24 protein-coding genes are annotated in these 21,144 nt (G+C 31.9%); 12 read left to right on the top strand and 12 right to left on the bottom strand.

Annotation, left to right across the window (positions count from 1 at the left end; all coding sequences use genetic code 11):
- Window positions 1-34: 34 nt before the first annotated feature.
- Together dapA and ABD941_RS02735 are read right to left on the bottom strand one after the other, a co-directional pair.
- Window positions 35-913: a 4-hydroxy-tetrahydrodipicolinate synthase gene (gene dapA / locus ABD941_RS02730; RefSeq protein WP_345272485.1), complete on the bottom strand. Its 879-nt coding sequence runs from the start codon at window positions 911-913 to the stop codon at window positions 35-37.
- Window positions 914-915: 2 nt separating this feature from the next.
- On the bottom strand, window positions 916-1,437 hold the full coding sequence (locus ABD941_RS02735) for a DUF6913 domain-containing protein (RefSeq protein WP_345272486.1): 522 nt from the start codon (window positions 1,435-1,437) through the stop codon (window positions 916-918).
- 124 nt (window positions 1,438-1,561) lie between these two features.
- Between ABD941_RS02735 and ABD941_RS02740 the strand changes: the two genes are divergently transcribed.
- From ABD941_RS02740 to ABD941_RS02750, 3 genes are all read left to right on the top strand, one after another.
- Window positions 1,562-2,254: a 5'-nucleotidase C-terminal domain-containing protein gene (locus tag ABD941_RS02740; protein WP_345272487.1), complete on the top strand. Its 693-nt coding sequence runs from the start codon at window positions 1,562-1,564 to the stop codon at window positions 2,252-2,254.
- Between the two features lie 8 nt (window positions 2,255-2,262).
- Complete coding sequence (locus ABD941_RS02745) at window positions 2,263-3,180, top strand: bifunctional metallophosphatase/5'-nucleotidase (protein ID WP_345272489.1); 918 nt, start codon at window positions 2,263-2,265, stop codon at window positions 3,178-3,180.
- A 66-nt stretch (window positions 3,181-3,246) separates the two neighbouring features.
- Entirely contained in the window at window positions 3,247-3,627 is a 381-nt protein-coding gene (locus ABD941_RS02750; RefSeq protein ID WP_345272490.1) for a DoxX family protein, read from the top strand.
- A gap of 6 nt (window positions 3,628-3,633) precedes the next feature.
- Here the strand turns inward: ABD941_RS02750 and ABD941_RS02755 are convergent, their stop codons facing one another.
- The 4 genes from ABD941_RS02755 to ABD941_RS02770 form a co-directional block, all read right to left on the bottom strand.
- Entirely contained in the window at window positions 3,634-4,371 is a 738-nt protein-coding gene (locus ABD941_RS02755; RefSeq protein WP_345272491.1) for a hypothetical protein, read from the bottom strand.
- Between the two features lie 86 nt (window positions 4,372-4,457).
- Complete coding sequence (ligA, locus tag ABD941_RS02760; protein ID WP_345272493.1) at window positions 4,458-6,455, bottom strand: NAD-dependent DNA ligase LigA; 1,998 nt, start codon at window positions 6,453-6,455, stop codon at window positions 4,458-4,460.
- Window positions 6,455-7,315: a peptide chain release factor N(5)-glutamine methyltransferase gene (gene prmC / locus ABD941_RS02765; protein ID WP_345272494.1), complete on the bottom strand. Its 861-nt coding sequence runs from the start codon at window positions 7,313-7,315 to the stop codon at window positions 6,455-6,457. The genes ligA and prmC overlap by 1 nt, the downstream gene beginning before the upstream one ends.
- A complete protein-coding gene (locus ABD941_RS02770) occupies window positions 7,312-7,803 on the bottom strand; it encodes a GNAT family N-acetyltransferase (RefSeq protein ID WP_345272496.1) in 492 nt (163 codons plus the stop codon). The genes prmC and ABD941_RS02770 overlap by 4 nt, the downstream gene beginning before the upstream one ends.
- Window positions 7,804-7,856: 53 nt before the next feature.
- Here ABD941_RS02770 and ABD941_RS02775 point away from each other — a divergent pair, with 53 nt between their 5' ends.
- From ABD941_RS02775 to ABD941_RS02790, 4 genes are read left to right on the top strand one after another with little or no spacing between them, the layout of a single operon-like run.
- The gene (locus tag ABD941_RS02775; protein WP_345272497.1) at window positions 7,857-8,312 is read left to right on the top strand and encodes a hypothetical protein; all 456 of its coding nucleotides are present in this window, start codon (window positions 7,857-7,859) and stop codon (window positions 8,310-8,312) included.
- Window positions 8,313-8,314: 2 nt separating this feature from the next.
- Entirely contained in the window at window positions 8,315-9,319 is a 1,005-nt protein-coding gene (gene ribD / locus ABD941_RS02780) for a bifunctional diaminohydroxyphosphoribosylaminopyrimidine deaminase/5-amino-6-(5-phosphoribosylamino)uracil reductase RibD (protein ID WP_345272498.1), read from the top strand.
- Window positions 9,312-9,923: an HAD family hydrolase gene (locus ABD941_RS02785; protein WP_345272500.1), complete on the top strand. Its 612-nt coding sequence runs from the start codon at window positions 9,312-9,314 to the stop codon at window positions 9,921-9,923. Before ribD ends, ABD941_RS02785 begins: the two co-directional genes overlap by 8 nt.
- 5 nt (window positions 9,924-9,928) lie before the next feature.
- Window positions 9,929-10,537, top strand: coding sequence for an IMPACT family protein (locus tag ABD941_RS02790; RefSeq protein WP_345272501.1), 609 nt, complete (start codon window positions 9,929-9,931; stop codon window positions 10,535-10,537).
- Window position 10,538: 1 nt separating this feature from the next.
- Here ABD941_RS02790 and ABD941_RS02795 read toward each other — a convergent pair whose 3' ends face one another.
- Window positions 10,539-10,937, bottom strand: a complete 399-nt coding sequence (locus ABD941_RS02795; protein ID WP_345272502.1) for an acyl-CoA thioesterase — start codon at window positions 10,935-10,937, stop codon at window positions 10,539-10,541.
- A 187-nt stretch (window positions 10,938-11,124) separates the two neighbouring features.
- On the opposite strand from ABD941_RS02795, the gene dnaA reads away from it, so the two are divergent.
- Genes dnaA through ABD941_RS02810 form a run of 3 tightly spaced genes read left to right on the top strand, consistent with a single transcriptional unit; the run spans window position 11,125 to window position 13,735 of the window.
- Window positions 11,125-12,552, top strand: coding sequence for a chromosomal replication initiator protein DnaA (gene dnaA / locus ABD941_RS02800; protein ID WP_345272503.1), 1,428 nt, complete (start codon window positions 11,125-11,127; stop codon window positions 12,550-12,552).
- An 11-nt stretch (window positions 12,553-12,563) separates the two neighbouring features.
- Window positions 12,564-13,022, top strand: coding sequence for a low molecular weight protein-tyrosine-phosphatase (locus tag ABD941_RS02805; protein WP_345272504.1), 459 nt, complete (start codon window positions 12,564-12,566; stop codon window positions 13,020-13,022).
- Window positions 13,019-13,735: an SAM-dependent methyltransferase gene (locus tag ABD941_RS02810; protein ID WP_345272506.1), complete on the top strand. Its 717-nt coding sequence runs from the start codon at window positions 13,019-13,021 to the stop codon at window positions 13,733-13,735. The genes ABD941_RS02805 and ABD941_RS02810 overlap by 4 nt, the downstream gene beginning before the upstream one ends.
- Window positions 13,736-13,740: 5 nt before the next feature.
- Here the strand turns inward: ABD941_RS02810 and ABD941_RS02815 are convergent, their stop codons facing one another.
- The 5 genes from ABD941_RS02815 to dapF all read right to left on the bottom strand — a co-directional run bounded on the left by ABD941_RS02815 (window position 13,741) and on the right by dapF (window position 17,761).
- Complete coding sequence (locus ABD941_RS02815) at window positions 13,741-14,400, bottom strand: peptidoglycan-binding protein LysM (protein WP_345272507.1); 660 nt, start codon at window positions 14,398-14,400, stop codon at window positions 13,741-13,743.
- A gap of 111 nt (window positions 14,401-14,511) precedes the next feature.
- A complete protein-coding gene (locus ABD941_RS02820) occupies window positions 14,512-15,375 on the bottom strand; it encodes a DUF2279 domain-containing protein (protein WP_345273656.1) in 864 nt (287 codons plus the stop codon).
- A gap of 47 nt (window positions 15,376-15,422) precedes the next feature.
- Window positions 15,423-16,466, bottom strand: coding sequence for an endolytic transglycosylase MltG (gene mltG, locus ABD941_RS02825; protein ID WP_345272508.1), 1,044 nt, complete (start codon window positions 16,464-16,466; stop codon window positions 15,423-15,425).
- Window positions 16,467-16,991, bottom strand: a complete 525-nt coding sequence (locus ABD941_RS02830) for a GNAT family N-acetyltransferase (protein ID WP_345272510.1) — start codon at window positions 16,989-16,991, stop codon at window positions 16,467-16,469.
- Entirely contained in the window at window positions 16,988-17,761 is a 774-nt protein-coding gene (gene dapF / locus ABD941_RS02835; RefSeq protein WP_345272511.1) for a diaminopimelate epimerase, read from the bottom strand. Before dapF ends, ABD941_RS02830 begins: the two co-directional genes overlap by 4 nt.
- 317 nt (window positions 17,762-18,078) lie before the next feature.
- Between dapF and ABD941_RS02840 the strand changes: the two genes are divergently transcribed.
- Window positions 18,079-19,488 carry a trypsin-like peptidase domain-containing protein gene (locus ABD941_RS02840; protein ID WP_345272513.1) on the top strand — a complete coding sequence of 470 codons (1,410 nt, stop codon included), beginning with the start codon at window positions 18,079-18,081 and terminating at the stop codon, window positions 19,486-19,488.
- 142 nt (window positions 19,489-19,630) lie between these two features.
- Window positions 19,631-21,079, top strand: a complete 1,449-nt coding sequence (locus tag ABD941_RS02845) for a glyceraldehyde-3-phosphate dehydrogenase (RefSeq protein ID WP_345272514.1) — start codon at window positions 19,631-19,633, stop codon at window positions 21,077-21,079.
- Window positions 21,080-21,144: the final 65 nt, after the last annotated feature.

Raw genomic sequence — 21,144 nt, forward strand, 5'->3', positions numbered from 1 at the left:
AGTAATCATAAGGTTTAAGTAATTTTTAACAGAGTTAAAAGCCTTTTATAAAATCTGTTATTTTTTGTTTTAGTTGATTTGATGCTGGAACTAGCGGTAATCGAACTGTATCCTGACACAATGTCAAAGTTTTAAAAACTGCTTTTATTCCAGCTGGGTTATTTTCTTCAAATATATAACCAATAACATCCATTAACTTAAAATGTAGTTTATAGGCTTCTTTAGCATCTCCTTTTAATCCTAAACGAATCATATTAGAAAATGCTTCAGGGAACCCCTGACCTATTACGGAAATAACACCTGAACCACCTGCTAAAACAACACCCAATGCTAAATCATCATCACCGGAAATTATTAAAAATCCTTCTGGCTTATGCTTTATTAACTCTAAATATTGAGACATATTATTACCCGCCTCTTTAATCGCTATAATATTTTTAAAATCATTTGCTAATCTTAAGGTTGTTTCCACCTCCATATTCTTTGATGTCCGCCCAGGCACATTGTATAAAATAACATCTACTGGTGATGCTTCTGATATCGTTTTAAAGTGCTGATAAACACCCTCTTGTGTTGGCTTACTATAATATGGTGACACTGACAAAATAGCATCTATTTGGCTTAAATCTGTGGATTCAATCTCCTCAATAACTTGTGCCGTATTATTTCCTCCAATACCCAAAACCATAGGAACTCGGCCATTATTAGCTTTAGCAATAGTTACTACAACTTCCTTTTTTTCTTGTTTTGTTAGTGTTACACTCTCTCCTGTTGTACCACAAATCACAAGATATTCTGTGCCGCCTTCAATATTAAAATTCACAATATTGGTTAAGGCCTCATGATCTATGCTTAAATCTGATTTAAATGGTGTAACCAACGCCACTCCAGTTCCTAGAAACTTTTCATTCATTTTCAATCTATTTTATTTAATATTCTTAGGTACTTATAAACTTCTTTTTTAAATAACTCAAACTGTTTTAAAGGTGTTTTAATAATCAAATCATTTAAACGTTCATCGGTTTGTAAAATGCCTATTTTGAATTTTGCCTTCGATTTGGCTGTCATTAATTTCAATTCTAAAACATCTTTTTTATAATAGCTAATTAAAGCATCAAAATTTGTATCTAAAAACTCTTGCAATTCTAGGTTTTTAATTGCTCCTCTCCAACCAAAATCTTTGGGGTTATAGCATTCTTCCCAAGCATTAATATTATCTTTCTTTTCTTCAGAAAATGCTATAATTTTTAACTTATTAGGACGAACTTTAATATAATCCGCTAGCTTTCGGAATAATTCAAAATCTTCAACTTCATTAATATTCAGGATAACACCTAAACTTACAACCTTGCTATCAGTAACATTTACATGTCTATCTAACAACAATTTGTTCAAGTACTTTTTATTAGATTTTTCTTTAAAACCCTTTAAAATCATTTATCTTTATACTTTCCGCAAAGGTAGCAAAAGTACATTCAAATTTTCTTTTTTATATATGAGGTTCACACATTTATTTATTTTGTTATATTTTTTTGTTTTTTCGAGTTGTAAGGAACAAAAATTGAAGCTTTCAAAAATTGAAGGAAAACAAATCCAAATTACAGATGCTATAAATTCCAATCCAGATATTGATGCTTTCATTAAGCCTTACAGAGATAATATCCAAAAAGATTTAGATAGTGTTTTAGCATATTCGACTAATACGCATTCTAAAACTGATGGAGAATTTAATACTGCTATTGGAAACTTTATGGCTGATGTTATTTATGATGAAGCTAACCCTGTTTTTAAAAGTAGGACAGGAAAAAACATTGATATGGTACTACTTAACCATGGTGGTATTAGATCTATTTTGCCCAAAGGACCTGTTTCTAAAAGAACAGCTTTTCGGTTAATGCCTTTTGAAAACAGTATCGTTGTTGTAGCTTTAAAAAGCCCTCAGATGCATCAATTAATAGAATATTTACGCAAAGAAAAAACAGCTCATCCTGTATCTAGACTTAAACTCACTTTAAACAAAGATTTTGAAGTTGTTGAAGCTTTAATAAACAAAAAACCTATAGAGCAAAACAGGACTTATTACATAGCTACCAATGATTACCTTTATAATGGTGGCGATAATATGAACTTTTTTAAACCTAATGATAGCCTTTATACTTTAAACTATAAAATTAGAAATGCCTTAATTGATAATTTTGTAAAAGCCGACACTATCAATCCATCAAGAGATGATAGATTTACCCAAACGCATTAAAACAGACTATGAAACGTAGAGATTTTATTCAACAAGCATCAGCAGGAACTGCTTTGGCAACTCTTGGAGGTTTAGGCCTACAATCGTTTACAACAATTGGCAAAACTTCAAAAATCACCATTTTACATACTAATGATGTGCACAGTCATATTGATGCTTTTGGACCGGAAGATGAAGAAAATGCCAATAAAGGTGGTGTTGCAAGGCGTGCTACTTTAATAGATTCTATTAGAAAAGAAAACCCGAATACGTTATTATTAGATGCAGGCGATATTTTTCAGGGCACCCCCTACTTTAATTATTATGGTGGCGAATTAGAATTTAAACTCATGAGCAAACTAAAATATGATGTAGCCACTATTGGGAACCATGATTTTGATAATGGTATTGATGGCTTATATGCTCAATTGCCTCATGCCGAATTTCAGTTTGTCTCTGCCAATTATGACTTTTCTAATACCATAATGGACACGCACACCAAACCTTATAAAATATTTAAAAAAGATAGGGTTAGAATTGGAGTTTTTGGTTTAGGTATTGAATTAAATGGTTTGGTAGCCTCAACGATGTATAAAGAGACCAAATATTTAGACCCAATTGAGATGTCTCAAGAAATGACTCGTATTTTAAAAGATAAAGAGCAATGCGATTTAATTATTTGCTTATCCCATTTAGGATACCATTATGGGAATGACTCCAATAGAATAAGTGACTTGAAGTTAGCAAAAGCAACTAAAGATATTGATTTAATAATTGGAGGACATACCCATACCTTTCTTTCAAAACCAACTATTGTAAAAAATAACGAAGACAAAAATATGCTTGTTAACCAAGTAGGCTGCAATGGTATTAATCTTGGTAGAATTGATTTTTATTTTGATGCAGACAAAAACAAATCTGCTCATGGAACTTCAATAATCGTATAAATTTTAACAATTCATGATAGTTTTTTCAAAAGAAAACGTCTGAATAAAAAATTTACAATCCATAGGATGAAAAAATACATTCCTTTAGCTTTACGAATATTAATTACCATTATTTTAATACAAACTTTACGTTTTAAATTCACAGCTCACCCAGACAGTTTATATATATTTGAAAAAGTAGGATTAGAACCTGTTGGAAGAATTACTATCGGTATATTAGAGCTCCTTGCAGGTATTTTACTCCTTGTACCAAAAACCGTTTGGGTTGGAGCTACTTTAACATTGGGAATTATTGGTGGTGCAATACTAATGCACTTAACCCAAATAGGGATTGAAGTAAAAAATGATGGAGGCGTTTTATTTATAACCGCGGTAATTACATTTATACTTTCTACAATTACGCTGTTTTTTTATAGAAAGGATATTCCTTTTATTAAAAAAAACTAAAATCACTTATTCCATAATCATATACTTATCTTCTTGATTAACTTCGTTTGATAGTTTTGATTGTTGATAAAAGAAATAAAAAGCACCAAGAGCAAGTGAAGTAGCTAAAACATTTAATAAGCTTCGTTGTGCAATATAGATATAAGCTACATCTATTACTTCAGAAAAAACAATACATAAGGACCCTAAAAATAAGTACAAAGACTTTTTATTATCTCTAAAGAAATAATTCAACAAAGCTGCAGAAAGCACTAATAGCATTACTATATTATATGTTAATTCTAGATAATAGTTATTATACAGACCGTTATAAGGGTTTAGAATCATCTGTAAAACATAAACCAAATATATATTCAAGATGGTTAAAACTACGATATGAATTTTGAAATTTCTTAAAACATGCAAAAAGGACATAGAACTGCTAATTCTTATAAACAAAAATAGATAAGCCAATATGTATAATGAGTTTCCAACATAATAATCAAAATCATATATAATAGAATCTTCATTGAATGATATACTATAAATTGCTATACCCATTAAATCTGATAATGAGTAACAGAATAAAAACAATGAAAAGAATATGTTTTTGTTTTTAACAAATAGCATATAAATTAATGCTATTACTGGTATAATGAGAGCATTTAAGTAATAAGCTACACCACTATTACCACTAAATTCTAAAATGGCAAATAATATATATAACACTAAAACAAAACTTACCAAGACTTTCGACTTGTACATAATAGTAATTTACGATTAGATGACAAATATAATAATATTTTGCAATTAAACGTATAAAAAATGCTTTTTATCGATAAAAAATGAAATTATTTTATTTTTTGTAAGAATTCATTTTCGTTTATTAATAAAATATTTAGCTTTTCTGCCTTTTCTTTTTTACTGGGTCCCATATTATTACCAGCTACAATATAACTTGTTTTTGATGAAATAGAACTACTGACCTTTCCACCATTGTCTTCAATGAGCTTTTTGAGCTCATTTCTAGATATGGATTCAAAAACACCAGTAACCACAATAATATCTCCTTTTAGTTTATCTGTTTGCCCAATAAGTTGTTCTGCCGACATTTCTAACTGAACTCCAAAACCTTTTAACCTATTAATAATATTTATGTTGTCTTCTGAAGTAAAAAACGCCGTAACACTTTCAGCTATTTTTATACCTATTTCATCAACATTTACTAAGTCTTCTTTAGAAGCAACAGCTATAGCATCTATACTTTTATAATGCTTTGCTAACTTTTTTGCCACTGTTTCTCCAACATACCGAATTCCTAAAGCATATAGAACACGTTCAAAAGGAATGTTTTTTGACTGTTCTATACCTTGAATTAAATTATCAGCACTTTTTTCAGCCATTCGCTCTAACGGTATAACTTGTTCTTTAGTTAATTCGTATAAATCTGAATAGTTAGTAATCAAAGTTTCATTTACCAATAGCGCCACTGTTTCGCCTCCTAATCCATCAATATCCATAGCTTTTCTGGATATAAAATGCTGAATTCTTCCTATTATTTGAGGATTGCATCCATTATAGTTAGGGCAATAGTGCTGTGCTTCGCCTTCTTGTCGGACTAATTCTGTTTTACATTCTGGACATTGGGTTATATAACATGTAGGCTCAGAATCTATAGGGCGTTTACTTAAATCTACCCCTAAAACTTTAGGAATGATTTCTCCACCTTTTTCAACATAAACCTCATCGCCTTCTCTAATATCCAGTTTTTTTATCTGGTCGGCATTATGCAAAGAAGCTCTCTTAACTGTGGTTCCTGCTAATTCTACTGGTTCTAAGTTTGCAACTGGTGTAATAGCCCCAGTTCGTCCAACTTGATAGGTAATAGTATTTAATCGTGTAGAAACTTGTTCGGCTTTAAATTTATACGCCATCGCCCAACGTGGCGCTTTAGCAGTATAACCTAATTCTTCCTGTTGCTGTAAATTATTAACTTTTATTACCACACCATCAGTTTCATAAGGCAAATCATGTCGGTGCACGTCCCAATACGCTACAAACTCCAAAACCTCATGAATAGAATTTGCCAATTTAGCAGCTTTAGGCACTTTAAAACCCCATTGCCTAGCTTTATCTAAGCTTTCAAATTGCGTTTGGATTTCTAAATTAGCACCTTTTAAATTGTAAAGCAAGCATTCTAGAGGACGCTTGGCAACCTCCGCACTATCTTGTAATTTTAAACTTCCAGAAGCTGTGTTTCTAGGGTTTCTATAGGGTTCTTCTCCAATTTCAATACGTTCTTCGTTCATTTTATTGAACCCATCAAAAGGAAGTACAATCTCACCCCGTATATCAAACTTTGGCGGATAATCACCTTTTAATTGTAATGGTACCGATTTAATTGTTTTTATATTAGCAGTAACATTATCACCTTGAAATCCATCGCCTCTTGTAACTGCTTTCACTAATTTGCCATCTTTATAGGTTAAACTAATAGAAGCACCATCATATTTTAACTCACAAGTATATTGAACATCGCCATCAACCAATTTCTTAATTCGCATTTCCCAATCTTGTAAGTCTTCTTTTGAATAAGAATTATCTAAGGAATACATACGATGTTCATGCGGAATGGTTTCAAAATTCTTGGTTACCTCCCCTCCAACGCGTTGTGTTGGAGAATTAGCATCAAAGAACTCGGGATGTTTTGCCTCTAATTCTTGAAGTTGTTTTAGTTTAATATCAAAATCATAATCTGAAATGGTTGCATTATCAAGTATATAATAATTATAATTGTGTTCTCTTAGTTCATTACGAAGGTCTTGTATGTGTTGTTCTACTGTATTCATTACCCTTTAATTCCTTTTATCATCCTGTCCTTTTTATAAATATCTTGTTTTAATTCTATATTTCTGAAGCTATTCTCATTTAACAAATCTATCATGTCATCCCCAAGATATTCATTAATTTCAAAAAACAACCATCCTTTTTTTCTTAAATTCTGAGAAGCAAAACGACTTATCGTTTCATAAAAAAGCAAAGGGTTTTCATCTTTTACAAACAATGCCAAATGTGGTTCGTTTTCTAAAACATTGGGCTTCATAAGTTGCTTTTCTTTTTCTCGGACATAGGGCGGATTGGAAACAATAATATCAAACTTGTTAGAAGCTGAAACAATCTTAATAGCAGAATCCAAAATATCTGCTTCAATAAATTCAATACCAACATGATTTAAATCTGCATTTTGTTTTGCTACGACTAAAGCTTTTTTGCTAACATCCAAAGCATAGACTTTTGCATTTGGTAAATTTTTAGCTAACGAAATAGCAATACAACCACTTCCAGTCCCTATATCCAGAATTTTTAGCTGTTGGTTATTTGCTATTTGTTGTTGGGAAATAATCCATTCCACCAACTCTTCAGTTTCTGGTCTTGGTATTAAAGTATTTTCATTTACTTTAAAAGGCAATCCAAAAAACTCAGTTTCTCCAATTATATATTGAATGGGCTTTTGTTGTTTTAATAACTCTAAAGCATTTAAAATTTCTTTGACATCTTTAATGGTATACTCAGAATTCATTGTTAATTGGATTCTGGTCATATTATAATAATACCCTATCAACATAAAAAAAAAGCTATTAACTTCTTCTTCATTATAAATTGTATCCAATTCATTATGAAACGTATTTTGAATATCTTTTAACTTCATAAATCTTTAATCATCCAAACACCACACGAATAATGTCCCGTATTTCCTAGTGCATTTTCTAAATGCTCAAAGCCATAACTCTCATAAATATGAATGGCAGCTTTAAGTTGTGATGCAGATTCTAAATAACATTGTTTGTACCCCAAATCTTTAGCAGCTTGTATACACTTTTTAAACAGTGCCCTTCCATAACCTTTACCTCTTACTTTAGGAGAAAAATACATTTTTTGAATTTCACATACTTCTTTCTCAAAATCCTTTAAAGGTTTTACACCGCCACCACCTAAAATTTCACCATGAACTTCAATAACATAATAGATATCATTATCATTTTGATAAGACTCAAACATTCTAGGTGTTTCAGAATCAGAATATGCGGTTCCTTCTAAAGGAATTTTAAACTCATGAAAGCAAGCTCTAATAACCTGCTCTAATTGCACATTATCTTGAGGTTCAATTTCTCGGATAACTATAGTATCTTTACTCACTTTAATCGGAATTTTCAAAGTAGTGAAGATACGGTAAATCAAAAAAAGCCGAAATGAAAAAACACATTATCTTATTAACAATTTGCATAGCTTTTATGAATTGTTCTGTAAACGAAAAACCTGAGTTTATAGGTTTAGAGAATATTAAGGTTTTAGAATCGACATCAAAGTATGTTACTTTTACTGCGGATGCTTTGTTCTTAAATCCGAATGATATTGGTGGTGAATTACAAACCGATGAAATAAAAGTACTTGTAAACGACAATGAAATGGCATCGGTTTCAACAGAAAGCTTTAAAGTCCCTGCAAAAAAAGAGTTTACCATTCCTTTAAAAACCAATATTCCTACCGATAGACTTTTTAGTAATAAAAGTATTGGTGGATTAATTGGAAGCTTATTCAGCAAAAAAGTTAAAGTGCAATATATAGGAAATATAAAATACAACGTTTTAGGGTTTTCATACACCTATAATATTGATAAAACTGAAAATATAAAAATTAAACTTTAACATTGACCAATCACGAAACTTACATAAAACGCTGTATTGAAATTGCAAAAAATGGCTTAGGCATTACTAGACCAAATCCAATGGTTGGTAGCGTTATCGTTCATAACAATAAAATTATTGGAGAAGGTTTTACGAGTGAATACGGAGGCCACCACGCAGAAGTAAACGCCATAAACACTGTTTCTAATAAAGACCTGTTAAAAGAAGCTACACTTTATGTCACTTTAGAGCCCTGTTCACACTTTGGAAAAACCCCACCTTGCAGCAACCTTATCATTAAACACAACATACCTAACGTTGTTGTTGGTTGTGTTGATGATAATGAGAAAGTAGCTGGCAAAGGCATCAAAAAACTTAGAGATGCTGGCTGTAAAGTAACTGTTGGTGTTTTAGAAAACGAATGCAAAAACCATCATAAACGGTTTTTTACATTTCATAACAAAAAGCGTCCATACATTATTTTGAAATGGGCAGAAACCAATGATGGATTTATTGCTCCTGAAACTAAAAAAGAACAAAAGCCCGTTTGGATCACTAATGTTTTTTCTAGACAATTAGTACACAGATGGCGAGCGGAAGAACAAGCTATTCTGATTGGAACAAATACCGCATTAGAAGATAACCCCAGCCTAACCACAAGAAATTGGAACGGGAAAAACCCCATTAGAGTTGTTATTGATAAAAATGAAAAACTCTCAAAAGAACTCAACGTTTTTAATAATGATGCCGAAACCATTTTGATTTCAAAAAACAACATCGATTTTTCAAAAAATAGTGCAAAACAAATTTCTTATTTATTATTTCAGCAAAATATAAACTCTATTATTATTGAAGGTGGTACAAAAACACTTCAAACCTTTATAGATGAAAACCTTTGGGATGAAGCCAGAATATTTACTGGGCAAATTGAATTTAAAAAAGGTATTAAAGCCCCTAAGTTTTCCGGAAAACTGATTTTTAAGAAAAACTTAATTACAGATAGCCTTAAAATATATAGAAATGATTAAAACCATCATATTCGATTTTGGCAATGTATTCATTAATTTGGATATTGATGGCGCTCATAAATATGCCTTAGAAAAATTTCAAATAGAATATCTTTCAGAAGAAATGCTAGGATTTAATAGTTTTTATGAGCAAGGCTTGATTTCTACTAATGAGTTTCTTGAGTTTTATACTAAAAACTTTAAGAAATTATCTAAAGACAACCTCATTACTACTTGGAATTTTATGCTGAAAGATTTCCCAAAGTATCGTCTGGAGTTTTTAAAAGAACTTCAACAATCTTCAAAATATAAATTAATTTTATTGAGCAACACCAATGCCCTTCATATTAATTATATAAAAGAACATGTCCCTTTTTATGAGGAATTTAAAAACTGTTTTGATGCATTCTATCTTTCTCACGAAATTAATTTAGTAAAACCGAATCAGGATATTTTTGAATTTGTATTGAAAGAAAACAATCTTGAAGCTAACGAATGTTTTTTTGTTGATGACAACAAAGGCAACATTGATACCGCAAAGACTTTAAAGATTAAAACCTGGCATATTACCCCAAAAGATGAAGACGTTATCGATCTATTTAAAACTCATAAAAAACTGTTTTAAAACATTTGATTGAAAAAGACACATACAACACAATTGAAACAACGCCCAAACCTGTTTTGTTTAAAGACAAAAACAGTAAGTTTTTTGGCTATGCATTTCCTGCTTTAAATGAAAGCGATATTAAATTACATTTAGAGCGTTTAAAAAAAGAACACCATGCTGCTAGACATTGGTGCTACGCTTACCAATTAGGCACAGAAACCATAACATATCGTGTTAATGATGATGGCGAACCCAATAACTCTGCAGGCATGCCAATTTATGGGCAAATACAATCTTTTAATATTACCAATATTTTAATTGTAGTGGTTCGTTATTTTGGTGGTGTTAAACTAGGTGTTGGCGGTTTAATACACGCATACAAAACTGCTGCCCAAATGATTCTTGAAGCATCCACTATTGTTAGAAAGACCATCAATATAGACTACCTAATTTCTTTTGAATACAAGAACATGAATACTGTTATGCGTATTATCAAAGAAAAACACCTGAATATCATCAATCAAAAATTAGAAATGGACTGTCAAATAACCATTTCTGTCAGGAAAAGTGAAGCTGAAGCCGTTTTCAAAACCTTCAATTATCTTTTTGAAATAAAAATAACTGAACTTTAAATTAATCCTCGAGGGCATCCAAAATATATTGAGGCGCTCTTATTGGCCGATTGGTTTTCATATCTATAAAAACCAAAGTTGTATTAGCTATAGTTAAAATTTCGCCTTCTTGATTAGTAATTTCATACTCAAATTCAATCTTAGCTGCTGGCTTGTTTTTTAGTTGAGTTTTTACATTAATTACATCATCATAACCTGCTGATTTTTTATAGTTTATATTCAAAGAAACCACAGGTAACATAATGCCATTTTCTTCCATAGACTTATAAGAAATTCCTAATTTTCTTAACCACTCAATCCGCCCCATTTCAAGATATAACGCATAGTTACCGTGATATACAACGCCCATTTGGTCAGTTTCACCATATCTCACTCTTATTTGTATTTCATCGATTTTCATAAGTTTTATTGAATAATTTTTTGTAGTTTCGGCAAGAGGTTAAACATGAGGAAAAAAATTTAAAAATTCAATAGTAAATCATTTTTTTTTTAAGAATTTTGTTCACATATTTGCCTCACCATAAAAGGGAGATATGAGAAAGTTATTTTTCATATAAATTCTAACTAAAACCAATTAACAACAAAACATGAGTGTAACTGCGCAATCGGTATGGAACAATTGTTTGGAATTCATAAAGGATAACATCCAACCGCAAGCCTACAAAACTTGGTTTGAACCCATTAAAGCAGTTAAACTTACCGATACAGCATTAAGCATTCAGGTACCTAGTAAATTTTTTTACGAATGGCTTGAAGAACACTATGTAAAAATCCTTAAAGTATCACTTACAAAAGAGTTAGGAGAAACAGCCAAACTTGTTTACATTATTAAAATGGAAAACACCTATGGCAACAAACAACCTTTTACTGAAAAAATTCCAAGTTCAAATAGATCTGCGGTAAAATCTCAAGATGTTGATGTGCCTTTCAACAATAAAAGTCCAGAATTACGCAATCCGTTTGTTATTCCTGGCATTAGAAACGTAAAGATTGAATCTCAACTTAATCCTAATTATAGTTTTGAAAATTTCTTAGAGGGCGATTCTAATAGATTAGCACGTAGTGCCGGATTAGCGGTAGCGGCAAAACCTGGCGGAACATCTTTTAACCCTTTATTAATTTTTGGAGGTGTTGGCTTAGGAAAAACGCATTTAGCACATGCTATAGGTGTTGATATTAAAGATAAATACCCAGAAAAAACAGTTTTATATATTTCTGCTGAAAAATTCACGCAACAATATATTGATGCTGTCAAGAAAAATAATAGAAATGATTTTATTCATTTTTATCAAATTATAGATGTACTGATTATTGATGATGTGCAATTCCTTTCAGGAAAATCAGGAACACAGGATGTATTCTTCCACATATTCAATCATTTACACCAAAACGGAAAACAGGTTATTTTAACAAGTGACAAAGCTCCTGTTGATATGCAAGACATTGAACAACGCTTGTTATCGCGTTTTAAATGGGGATTATCTGCAGAATTACAAAATCCAGATTTTGAAACCCGTGTTTCTATCTTGAAAAACAAATTGTATCGTGATGGTGTTGAAATGCCTGAGGATATTATTGAATATGTCGCAAAAAACATTAAAACAAATGTTAGGGAATTAGAAGGCGCTATAATTTCGTTAATCGCACAATCATCTTTCAACAAAAAAGAGATTAATATAGATTTAGCCAGAGTTATAGTTGAAAAGTTTGTGAAAAACACAAAACGTGAAGTTTCTATAGACTATATCCAAAAAATAGTATCAGATTACTTTCAAATGGATGTTGATACCTTACAATCCAAAACTAGAAAACGGCATATTGTTCAAGCACGTCAATTAGCCATGTTTTTTGCTAAAAAATTCACAAAAGCTTCTTTAGCTAGCATTGGTTCTCAAATAGGTAAACGTGACCACGCTACTGTTCTTCACGCTTGTAAAACGGTAGATAATTTATCTTCAACGGATAAGCAATTCAGGAAATATGTTGAAGACATTACCAAAAAACTTTCTGTATAAATACATTTAAAATGACTAAAATTCTTATGGTATGCTTGGGTAACATTTGTCGTTCTCCACTAGCCGAAGGTATTTTAAAATCTAAACTACCCGATTCTTTTACTGTTGATTCCGCTGGGACCGCCAATTATCATACTGGTAACCAGCCTGACAAACGTTCTATTGCCGTTGGAAGAAAATATGGATTAGATATATCCAACTTAAAAGGGCGCCAGTTTAAGGTTTCCGATTTTGATGTGTTTGAATTGATTTATGTTATGGATGAGTCTAACTACAATAACGTTGTTAAACTAGCCCGAAACGATAAAGATATATCTAAAGTGAAATTCATTTTAAATGAAGTTTATCCAAATCAAAATTATGATGTTCCTGACCCTTATTACGGAGGTGACCAAGGGTTTGAAAATATTTATAAAATGCTGGATGAAGCTTGTTTGATTATTGCTAACACCTTAATTTCTGGGAAATGACCAACTCTAAAGGGAACCTTGTTTTAATACCTACTACTCTAGGCGATAACGACCCCCTTGAAGTTTTACCTATTACGGTAAAAAATACAATTGATAATATTAACATCTTTATTGTTGAAAACGAAAAAACAGCACGGCGTTTTATCAAAAAGATTAGCCCACAAAAATCGCAACCTGCTTTACAACTCTTTATTTTAAATAAATATACAGAAGCCTCTGATTTACCAAGTTTTTTAGAACCGTGTTTAAACGCCGCAAATGTTGGACTTTTATCTGAAGCTGGATGTCCCGGTGTTGCCGATCCTGGTGCTGATGTTGTAAAAATAGCACATCAAAAAAACATAAAAGTTGTTCCTCTGGTTGGTCCCTCATCCATATTAATGGCGATTATGAGCTCTGGAATGAACGGACAGAGTTTTGCCTTTAACGGCTACCTTCCTATTGATAAAAGTGAGCGAAGACTTGAAATTAAACGATTGGAGCGCTTATCATTTGAACACAACCAATCCCAACTATTTATAGAAACACCTTATAGAAACAACAAAATGCTTGAAGATTTATCACTTAGCCTTGAAAACAACACAGATATCTGTGTGGCTTGTGACATTACTTTATCTACTGAGTTTATAAAGACACAAACGGCCAATCAATGGAAAAAAAATATGGTAGACCTACATAAGCGACCTACCATATTTATTATTCATAAAAGCTAGAATGACTATATAGCTTTTGCTTTTTTATTTGGTTTTACAAAAGAGGTATCATATCCAGAAAAACGCTTCATATAATAACGTACCGTAGTACCATAACCATCAGCAAAATTATCTAGCCCGTAACTTCTTAAGTAATTCTTTACACTTCCTGGACCGGCTAAATGCGCTGCCGCTAAAATACCAGATTCAGTAATAATAAGGCCATTAATACGTTTTCCAACAAAGTTTTTAATATCACGTCTTAAAATCCATTTGTTTCGTGCTGTATTGGCAATAAAGGCCTTTTCTTGTAAACTTGGGCTCTTTAAAAACTTTGTTGGATTATTAATCCCAATCATTTTTAAAGTTTCAGTTCCAAATTGATATTTACCTAAATACCCATAAGTGTTTACTGAAAAATAGTTGCCGCCAGACTCTTTAAAAGCTAAAGCTTCTTTGAAACCTACAAATGATTTCCCTAAATAAGGTGAAAACAAATCATCTGAAGTATTCAACGCTATAAGATCATTAGACCCATTTACATCATCGCTTACCGTATAATTTAAGCTTAAACCCTTTGTAGAATACATACTTAAATCAATAGTTTCATTAGTTTGTAATGAAACATGTAATAGTACACATATTGTAAGCGTCAGTATCGAATAACTTGCAATATTTCTTACCATAATTTTTAAATTTTTTCAGCACATTTTAATAAAAAATACACCTTGAAATTTGAGCGTGCAAAATTATACTTTTTTTAAATAACTTCAAAATTAATCGATTATATGTTCTTTTTAGATGTAGAATAGATGAAATACAGCCCCTTTTTTATTGAATTCAACGGTCGGAAACGGTATTTTTATCATATTAAAAACGCTAAAAATAGACTTCAATAATTTTGAATTTGTATTAATATTATTCAAATTTACATCAAAACTTAAAAAATATTGACGATAACGCTCATTACTTGTTAACACTTGGCTGTCAACATCATTCACAGCTGTTAGCATCCCCTCCGCACCATAGCCTACGGCGATATTTAACCACTTAGGAATTTTGCTTTCTTTAAAAAAGTCATGCAGATTTGCACTCAACCAATAGGTTTGTCCGTTATAATCTTTTAATACCTGTTCTAAAAACGATTCTCCAAGCTTATCTGGTCGCTGTTCGGCATATTGCGTTTGATGAAACCCATATTTTAAGGCAATTCGTTGTTCTTTCCAAAGTAATTCTTGTCCAACATACAAACCTGTCCCTGTGCCATTTGCCAAAATATCGCCCCATGAAAAACCCCATTCTGATGAATACCCATCGAGGATTTCTACAGCTGTTAAAAAAGTAAACCCTAAAGTAGCCCCATAAATTAATTGATTCTTTTTACTATCACCACTCCAATTTAATAATTGCGCGCCAAGCTTTCCCATTTGATAAGATGTAAAAACATGACCGAGTTTATCCATTTGTAACCACTCGTTATTATCATTTATAATCTGGAATTTCGAACGTTCAAAATCTGAGTACCAAAGCTGATTCAATCCAATAAGTGCCATGCCTGCTATAGAAGCTTCAGTAACAATAATAGCATTCCGTCTTGGTTTATTGAGTGTATCACTTGGAGTTAAAAACGCATCGAGTTTAGACTGCGAAAAGGAAAGCATAGGGCATAACACCAAAAGCACCATATGTTTCACCACAAAACACTTCACTATTTATTAATCCCTTGAGATGATAAATAACGTTGATACGCTCTAGCATTGACATTATGCTGAGATAGTGTTTTTGCAAACTTATGAAATCCAAATCGTTTAGCATCGGCAGCAAAATACAGGTATTTATGTTTTTCATAATTTAAAACCGCATCAATAGCTGAAATATCAGGCATAGCAATAAGCCCTGGAGGCAAACCTCTATTTTTATAGGTATTATAGGGTGATTCAATGTCTTTATGGACATTTAAAACCCGTTTTATAACTGTGTTTTTATATTTAGGAAGTTGATAAGCTGCAAATTTTAATGTAGGGTCTGCTTGAAGTGGCATGCCTATTCTTAACCTATTCATATATACACCTGCTATTCTTGGCTGCTCGCTAGCTTGTTTCGATTCCTCATAAACAATAGAGGCCAATGCCGTTACTTGGTTTTGGGACAAACCATTATCATGTGCCTTTTTGACTCTGGCATCATTCCAAAAACGTTTATACTCTTTAAGCATTCTGCTTCTAAAAGCTTCGGCTGAAGTATTCCAGAAAAACTCATAACTATTTGGTAAATACATCCCCAAAGCGGTTGCTTCATTAAATTTATTTTCAGTCAAAAAAGTTTGGTCTTTCATGGCCTTTAAAAGCGAAATGCTATCGGCTTCAATATCTTTAGAGATACGTCCAGCTAATTTTTCTAAGGTACTTTGATTATTAAAAGATACTCTAATTGGTAAATTTCCAATTCGGATGGAATTAATAATATCATTATTAGTCATACCCTTTTTTATGGCATATTTTCCAGCTTTTATATTGATGGTATATTTTTTTTGCTCTGCTAAGTCATCAAACGAATCGATATCATCCAATAACGGTTCTAATTGACCACGCACATCGTTATAACTAGCATTTGAAGGAATAAAAATGTAAGCCATTTCATTATTAAAGGCCGTATTAGGCTTTAGCATGGCTTTATAAACAAAATTAGCAAAAAACGCAGCTACAATAAGCCCAATAACGACAATAGCCAGAAGGATTTTTTTTATATACATTTAATTATTAATAAGCTGAAATAAATATTCATTTTTATAAGTCCCATTTACGATGTTCCAGTCTTTTTTGAGTCCAATTTCTTTAAACCCTTGATTAGTAAACAATTTTACACTGGCTTTGTTTTCTTCAGAAATATTACAATATAATTGATGCAAGCCTAAGTGAGTAAAACTGTAATCAATCAACAATTTTAGAGCTTCATGACCATAGCCTTTTTGTCTATCACTAGGTTCTTTAACTAAAATACCAACACCTGCTCTACTATTTCTAAAATCGAAATCGAATAAATCTATCATGCCTAAAGCGACTTCTTCATAACTTGAAATAACCAACCGCAATTGCTTCACTTCAAAAATATCTTTGTGGGCTTTTTCTAAATATTGCTTTATTAAAAACTTAGAATATGGTGTTTGTGTATTACTAATTTCCCAAATAGACTCATCGTTTTCAACAGCATGGACAAACTCCAAATCCTCAGATTCCAAAGCACGCAAATATATATTTTCGCCTTTTAGTGTAATCATATAATTCCTTTATAAACAAAGGTTGCAGGACCTATAAGCCATACGTTTTTATATATGCCGTTTTTAACATCAAAGCACACTTGCAAATCGCCACCTTCTGCTTTTAAATTGATATGGTTTTTTTCTGTTTCACCTATATAATTCATCGCTAAGGCTACGGCTGTTACACCAGTTCCGCAAGATAAGGTTTCATCTTCCACACCCCGCTCATAGGTTCTCACCCTAAAAACACTATCAGATTCTTTTTTTACAAAATTAACATTACTGCCTGCTTCATGATATGGCGCACCATATCTAATGCTGGCGCCTTTGTTTTTAATATCAAAATTCTCAATATCATTTTCAAATTGCACATGATGCGGTGAACCTGTATTTAAAAATACATGATTGTCATAGTTTTCAACAGTATCAACATCTAGCATTTGTAACTTAACAATATCGTCATTAATAGTGGCATGATGTAAACCATCAATAGCTTCAAAAACAGCTTTATTCTTTATAACACCCAATTGTTTTGCAAAAGCAACTAAGCAACGCCCACCATTTCCGCACATTGAGCTTTCATTTCCGTCAGCATTATAGTACACCATTTTAAAATCAAAATCGGGATGGTTTTCTAATAAAATAAGACCATCGGCCCCTACCCCAAAACGTCTATCGCATAAAAAAGCAATATGTTTGATGTCTTTTTTGTTAAATGTTTGCTGACGATTATCAATCATCACAAAATCGTTTCCTGTTCCTTGATATTTGTAAAAAGTTTGTTGCATAGTAAAGCACAAATATATAAATAAAGAATTTCTTGAAGGTAAAATATTCCAAACACATTTATATGAATATTTATATATTTTATCTTTAAATTTTGATTAAAAAATAAGATTCTTTATTAGTTTCCCGTTGTCAAGAGAATGACAAATTTCAATGGAAACATCGACTCAAAAAAGTCGAGGTTGTTTTAATTTTAGGATTGTTAAATCATCGTTAAAATAGACGTTAAAAATCGTTAAAACCGAATACACCTTTCAATAAATAATTAATTTTAAACGTTAAACAGATTGAAAATAATTTTTCAAACAAAAACAATAATATGAAGAAGATTTTAACATTAGTATTCGTTTCTGTGTTAGGTGGTATAATTACTTTAGGTACATACAAACTCTTTTTAGAAAAAGAAGACAACACTGTAATTCTACAAAACAAGGAAAACCCTACCTTTTTGCCAACTAGTAATGTAACCACTTTATTAAACGCTGCAGAAAACACAGATTTTACTGCGGCAGCAGAAAACACAGTTCATGCCGTAGTGCACGTAAAAAATGTCACCTTGAGCTCTGGGCAAATGACCTTACAAGATTTGTTTTCTGGTAGAAGTTCGCAACGGGCACAAATGGGAACTGGCTCTGGGGTCATTATTAATGCCGATGGATATATTATTACAAATAACCATGTCATCAAAAATGCACATGAACTATCGGTAACCTTAAACAACAATAAAACGTATACCGCTGAAATTATTGGAACAGACCCAAAAACTGACATTGCCCTTTTAAAAATTGAGTCTGACGAAGCTTTACCATACGTAACCTTTGGCGATTCCGATACTGTACAAATTGGCGAATGGGTTTTAGCCGTTGGCAATCCGTTTAATTTAACCTCAACGGTAACTGCTGGGATTATTAGTGCCAAATCAAGAGATTTAACAGGACGAAGTTCACAATCATTCATTCAAACTGATGCCGCTGTAAACCCTGGTAACTCTGGTGGTGCCTTAGTGAATACGAATGGTGAGTTAATTGGCATAAACACTGCAATAACCTCGCAAACGGGATCATATATTGGTTATTCTTTTGCAGTTCCAAGTAATATTGCTAGAAAAGTAATCGAAGATATTATGGAGTATGGCAATGTGCAAAATGGTGTGTTGGGCATTCGTGGCGGCACTTTAACTAGTGATGTAGCAGAAGAAATTGGTGTTACTTATACGGAAGGTGTATTTGTGAATGAAGTTACTAAAAACTCAGGTGCTGAAAAAGCGGGGATTAAAAGCGGTGACGTTATTAAAAAATTAGATAACATTGAGATTTCCAAATTCGAAGATTTAAGCGGTTACATAAAGGCTAAACGTCCTAATGATATTGTTAATGTTGAAATATTTAGAGATAATAAATTAAAATCATTTGCTGTAAAACTTAGCAAAACGGATATTTTCTCTGTTAACTTCATGAAAATGGAATTACAGGATTTAACAGAATCTTTTAAAGAAAAATATGATATTAATTATGGCGTGATGGTCAAAAAAACAGAAAACAAATGGCTGTATTCAAATCTGGGAATTTCTGAAGGTTATATTATTACTGGAATTAATGATATTAAAGTTGAATCTATTGAGGATATTTCAAAATTAAAAGAACAGTATGGTGATGATACTCTAGAAAACATTAAAAAGTTAGAATATATAAATAATAGAAAAGAGAAAAAAGAGGTCATTTTTAGATAAAAACAGTATTTAAACCGAGTTTTTAAACCCTTTAAAGTTTTAAATTTTGAAGGGTTATTTTTTTGTTAAATTACGCTACGAAAACGTTTGAAATATGGTAATTTTGCCAAAATTTTCAAAATCAAACTAAATTATTTACGCTATGGGTTCTAACAAAACTTATGAAAAAGAATTAGCCTTTCAAGCAGACCGTCGAAAAGCGACTGTCGAATTTATTAAAATTATAAGTGACTTATGGTATGACAAATCTATCGAGTTGGTAATTTTCAGAAATCAGCTAATTGATAGAAATGTTAGTCAGATTTTAAACTTGCATGAGTATGCTGGTAAATTTGTACAAAAACCAATTTCTATTTTCGATTCTGTAGAAATTGCTCAAGCAATTAAAGCGCTTGACATACCACCTGCAAAATTAGATATTGGAAAATTAACCTACGAATATCAATTAGAAGACAACAAGTACAATAATGCTACTGCTTTTGTTGCAAGTAGATTAAGTGATGCTAGTAAAAATGGAGATATTGCTCCTAAAGATGTTATCCTTTATGGATTTGGTAGAATTGGTAGATTAGTAGCACGTGAACTCATGGTACGCACTGGAAAAGGTAGCCAATTGCGTTTAAGAGCCATTGTTACTCGTGGTGCCATAGATGCTCAAATACTTGAAAAAAGAGCATCGCTTTTACGTAATGATTCCGTTCATGGTGATTTTCCAGGCACAGTATCTGTCGATGTAAAAAACAAGGCTTTAATTATTAATGGTACTACAGTAAATATAATTTCAGCCAATGCACCTGAAGATATTGATTATACAAAATTCAACATAAACAATGCTTTAGTTATAGATAATACAGGTGCTTTTAGAGATAAAAAAGCCTTAAGCAGACATTTAAAATCTAAAGGCATCGATAAAGTTTTATTAACAGCTCCCGGAAAAGAAGTTCCTAATATTGTTCATGGTGTTAATCATAAAGAACATAATCCAGATAAAGTTGATATATTTTCTGCCGCTTCTTGTACCACCAATGCTATAACACCTGTTTTAAAAGCTATGGAAGATTCTTTTGGTGTAAAAAGTGGTCACTTAGAAACTATTCATGCTTATACAAACGACCAAAATTTGGTTGATAATTTTCATAAAAAATACCGTCGTGGTAGAGCAGCTGGATTAAATATGGTCATCACCGAAACTGGTGCAGGAAGTGCTGTTGCAAAGGCCTTACCTAGTTTAGAAGGTAAATTAACATCAAATGCCATTCGTGTTCCGGTGCCAAACGGTTCCTTGGCTATTCTTAACTTAGAGTTAAAAAACAAAACGTCCATAGATGGCATTAATACTATTTTAAAGAAATATGCTTTAGAGGGCGATTTGGTAGAACAAATTAAATACGAGCTGAGCGATGAACTCGTTTCTAGCGATATTGTTGGTAGTTCTGCCCCATCCATTTATGATAGTAAGGCCACTATTGTACGCAAAGATGGTAAAAATGTATTGCTTTACATTTGGTATGATAATGAGTATGGTTACAGCCACCAAGTTATCAGACTTGCAAAATACATTGCTAAAGTTAGACGTTACACGTATTATTAAAATACCGTAATCTAAATTAAAAATACAAACGTATATACACTAGCCTCATTATTATGAGGCTTTTT

It is taken from the genome of Flaviramulus aquimarinus, from assembly GCF_039543205.1.
In the GTDB taxonomy this organism is placed as follows: domain Bacteria; phylum Bacteroidota; class Bacteroidia; order Flavobacteriales; family Flavobacteriaceae; genus Flaviramulus_B; species Flaviramulus_B aquimarinus.

Bases quoted from the DNA above. Each gene is read 5' to 3' on its own strand.
- ABD941_RS02785 (WP_345272500.1), top strand. From the start codon at position 9,312: ATGATTAAAACCATCATATTCGATTTTGGCAATGTATTCATTAATTTG.
- mltG (WP_345272508.1), bottom strand. From the start codon at position 16,466: ATGTATATAAAAAAAATCCTTCTGGCTATTGTCGTTATTGGGCTTATT.
- ABD941_RS02795 (WP_345272502.1), bottom strand. From the start codon at position 10,937: ATGAAAATCGATGAAATACAAATAAGAGTGAGATATGGTGAAACTGAC.
- ABD941_RS02750 (WP_345272490.1), top strand. From the start codon at position 3,247: ATGAAAAAATACATTCCTTTAGCTTTACGAATATTAATTACCATTATT.
- prmC (WP_345272494.1), bottom strand. From the start codon at position 7,315: ATGAAGTTAAAAGATATTCAAAATACGTTTCATAATGAATTGGATACA.
- ligA (WP_345272493.1), bottom strand. From the start codon at position 6,455: ATGAATACAGTAGAACAACACATACAAGACCTTCGTAATGAACTAAGA.
- dapA (WP_345272485.1), bottom strand. From the start codon at position 913: ATGAATGAAAAGTTTCTAGGAACTGGAGTGGCGTTGGTTACACCATTT.
- ABD941_RS02745 (WP_345272489.1), top strand. From the start codon at position 2,263: ATGAAACGTAGAGATTTTATTCAACAAGCATCAGCAGGAACTGCTTTG.
- ABD941_RS02755 (WP_345272491.1), bottom strand. From the start codon at position 4,371: ATGTACAAGTCGAAAGTCTTGGTAAGTTTTGTTTTAGTGTTATATATA.
- ABD941_RS02820 (WP_345273656.1), bottom strand. From the start codon at position 15,375: ATGCTTTCCTTTTCGCAGTCTAAACTCGATGCGTTTTTAACTCCAAGT.
- ABD941_RS02840 (WP_345272513.1), top strand. From the start codon at position 18,079: ATGAAGAAGATTTTAACATTAGTATTCGTTTCTGTGTTAGGTGGTATA.
- ABD941_RS02735 (WP_345272486.1), bottom strand. From the start codon at position 1,437: ATGATTTTAAAGGGTTTTAAAGAAAAATCTAATAAAAAGTACTTGAAC.
- ABD941_RS02775 (WP_345272497.1), top strand. From the start codon at position 7,857: ATGAAAAAACACATTATCTTATTAACAATTTGCATAGCTTTTATGAAT.
- dnaA (WP_345272503.1), top strand. From the start codon at position 11,125: ATGAGTGTAACTGCGCAATCGGTATGGAACAATTGTTTGGAATTCATA.
- ABD941_RS02805 (WP_345272504.1), top strand. From the start codon at position 12,564: ATGACTAAAATTCTTATGGTATGCTTGGGTAACATTTGTCGTTCTCCA.
- ABD941_RS02815 (WP_345272507.1), bottom strand. From the start codon at position 14,400: ATGGTAAGAAATATTGCAAGTTATTCGATACTGACGCTTACAATATGT.
- ABD941_RS02810 (WP_345272506.1), top strand. From the start codon at position 13,019: ATGACCAACTCTAAAGGGAACCTTGTTTTAATACCTACTACTCTAGGC.
- ABD941_RS02845 (WP_345272514.1), top strand. From the start codon at position 19,631: ATGGGTTCTAACAAAACTTATGAAAAAGAATTAGCCTTTCAAGCAGAC.
- ABD941_RS02830 (WP_345272510.1), bottom strand. From the start codon at position 16,991: ATGATTACACTAAAAGGCGAAAATATATATTTGCGTGCTTTGGAATCT.
- dapF (WP_345272511.1), bottom strand. From the start codon at position 17,761: ATGCAACAAACTTTTTACAAATATCAAGGAACAGGAAACGATTTTGTG.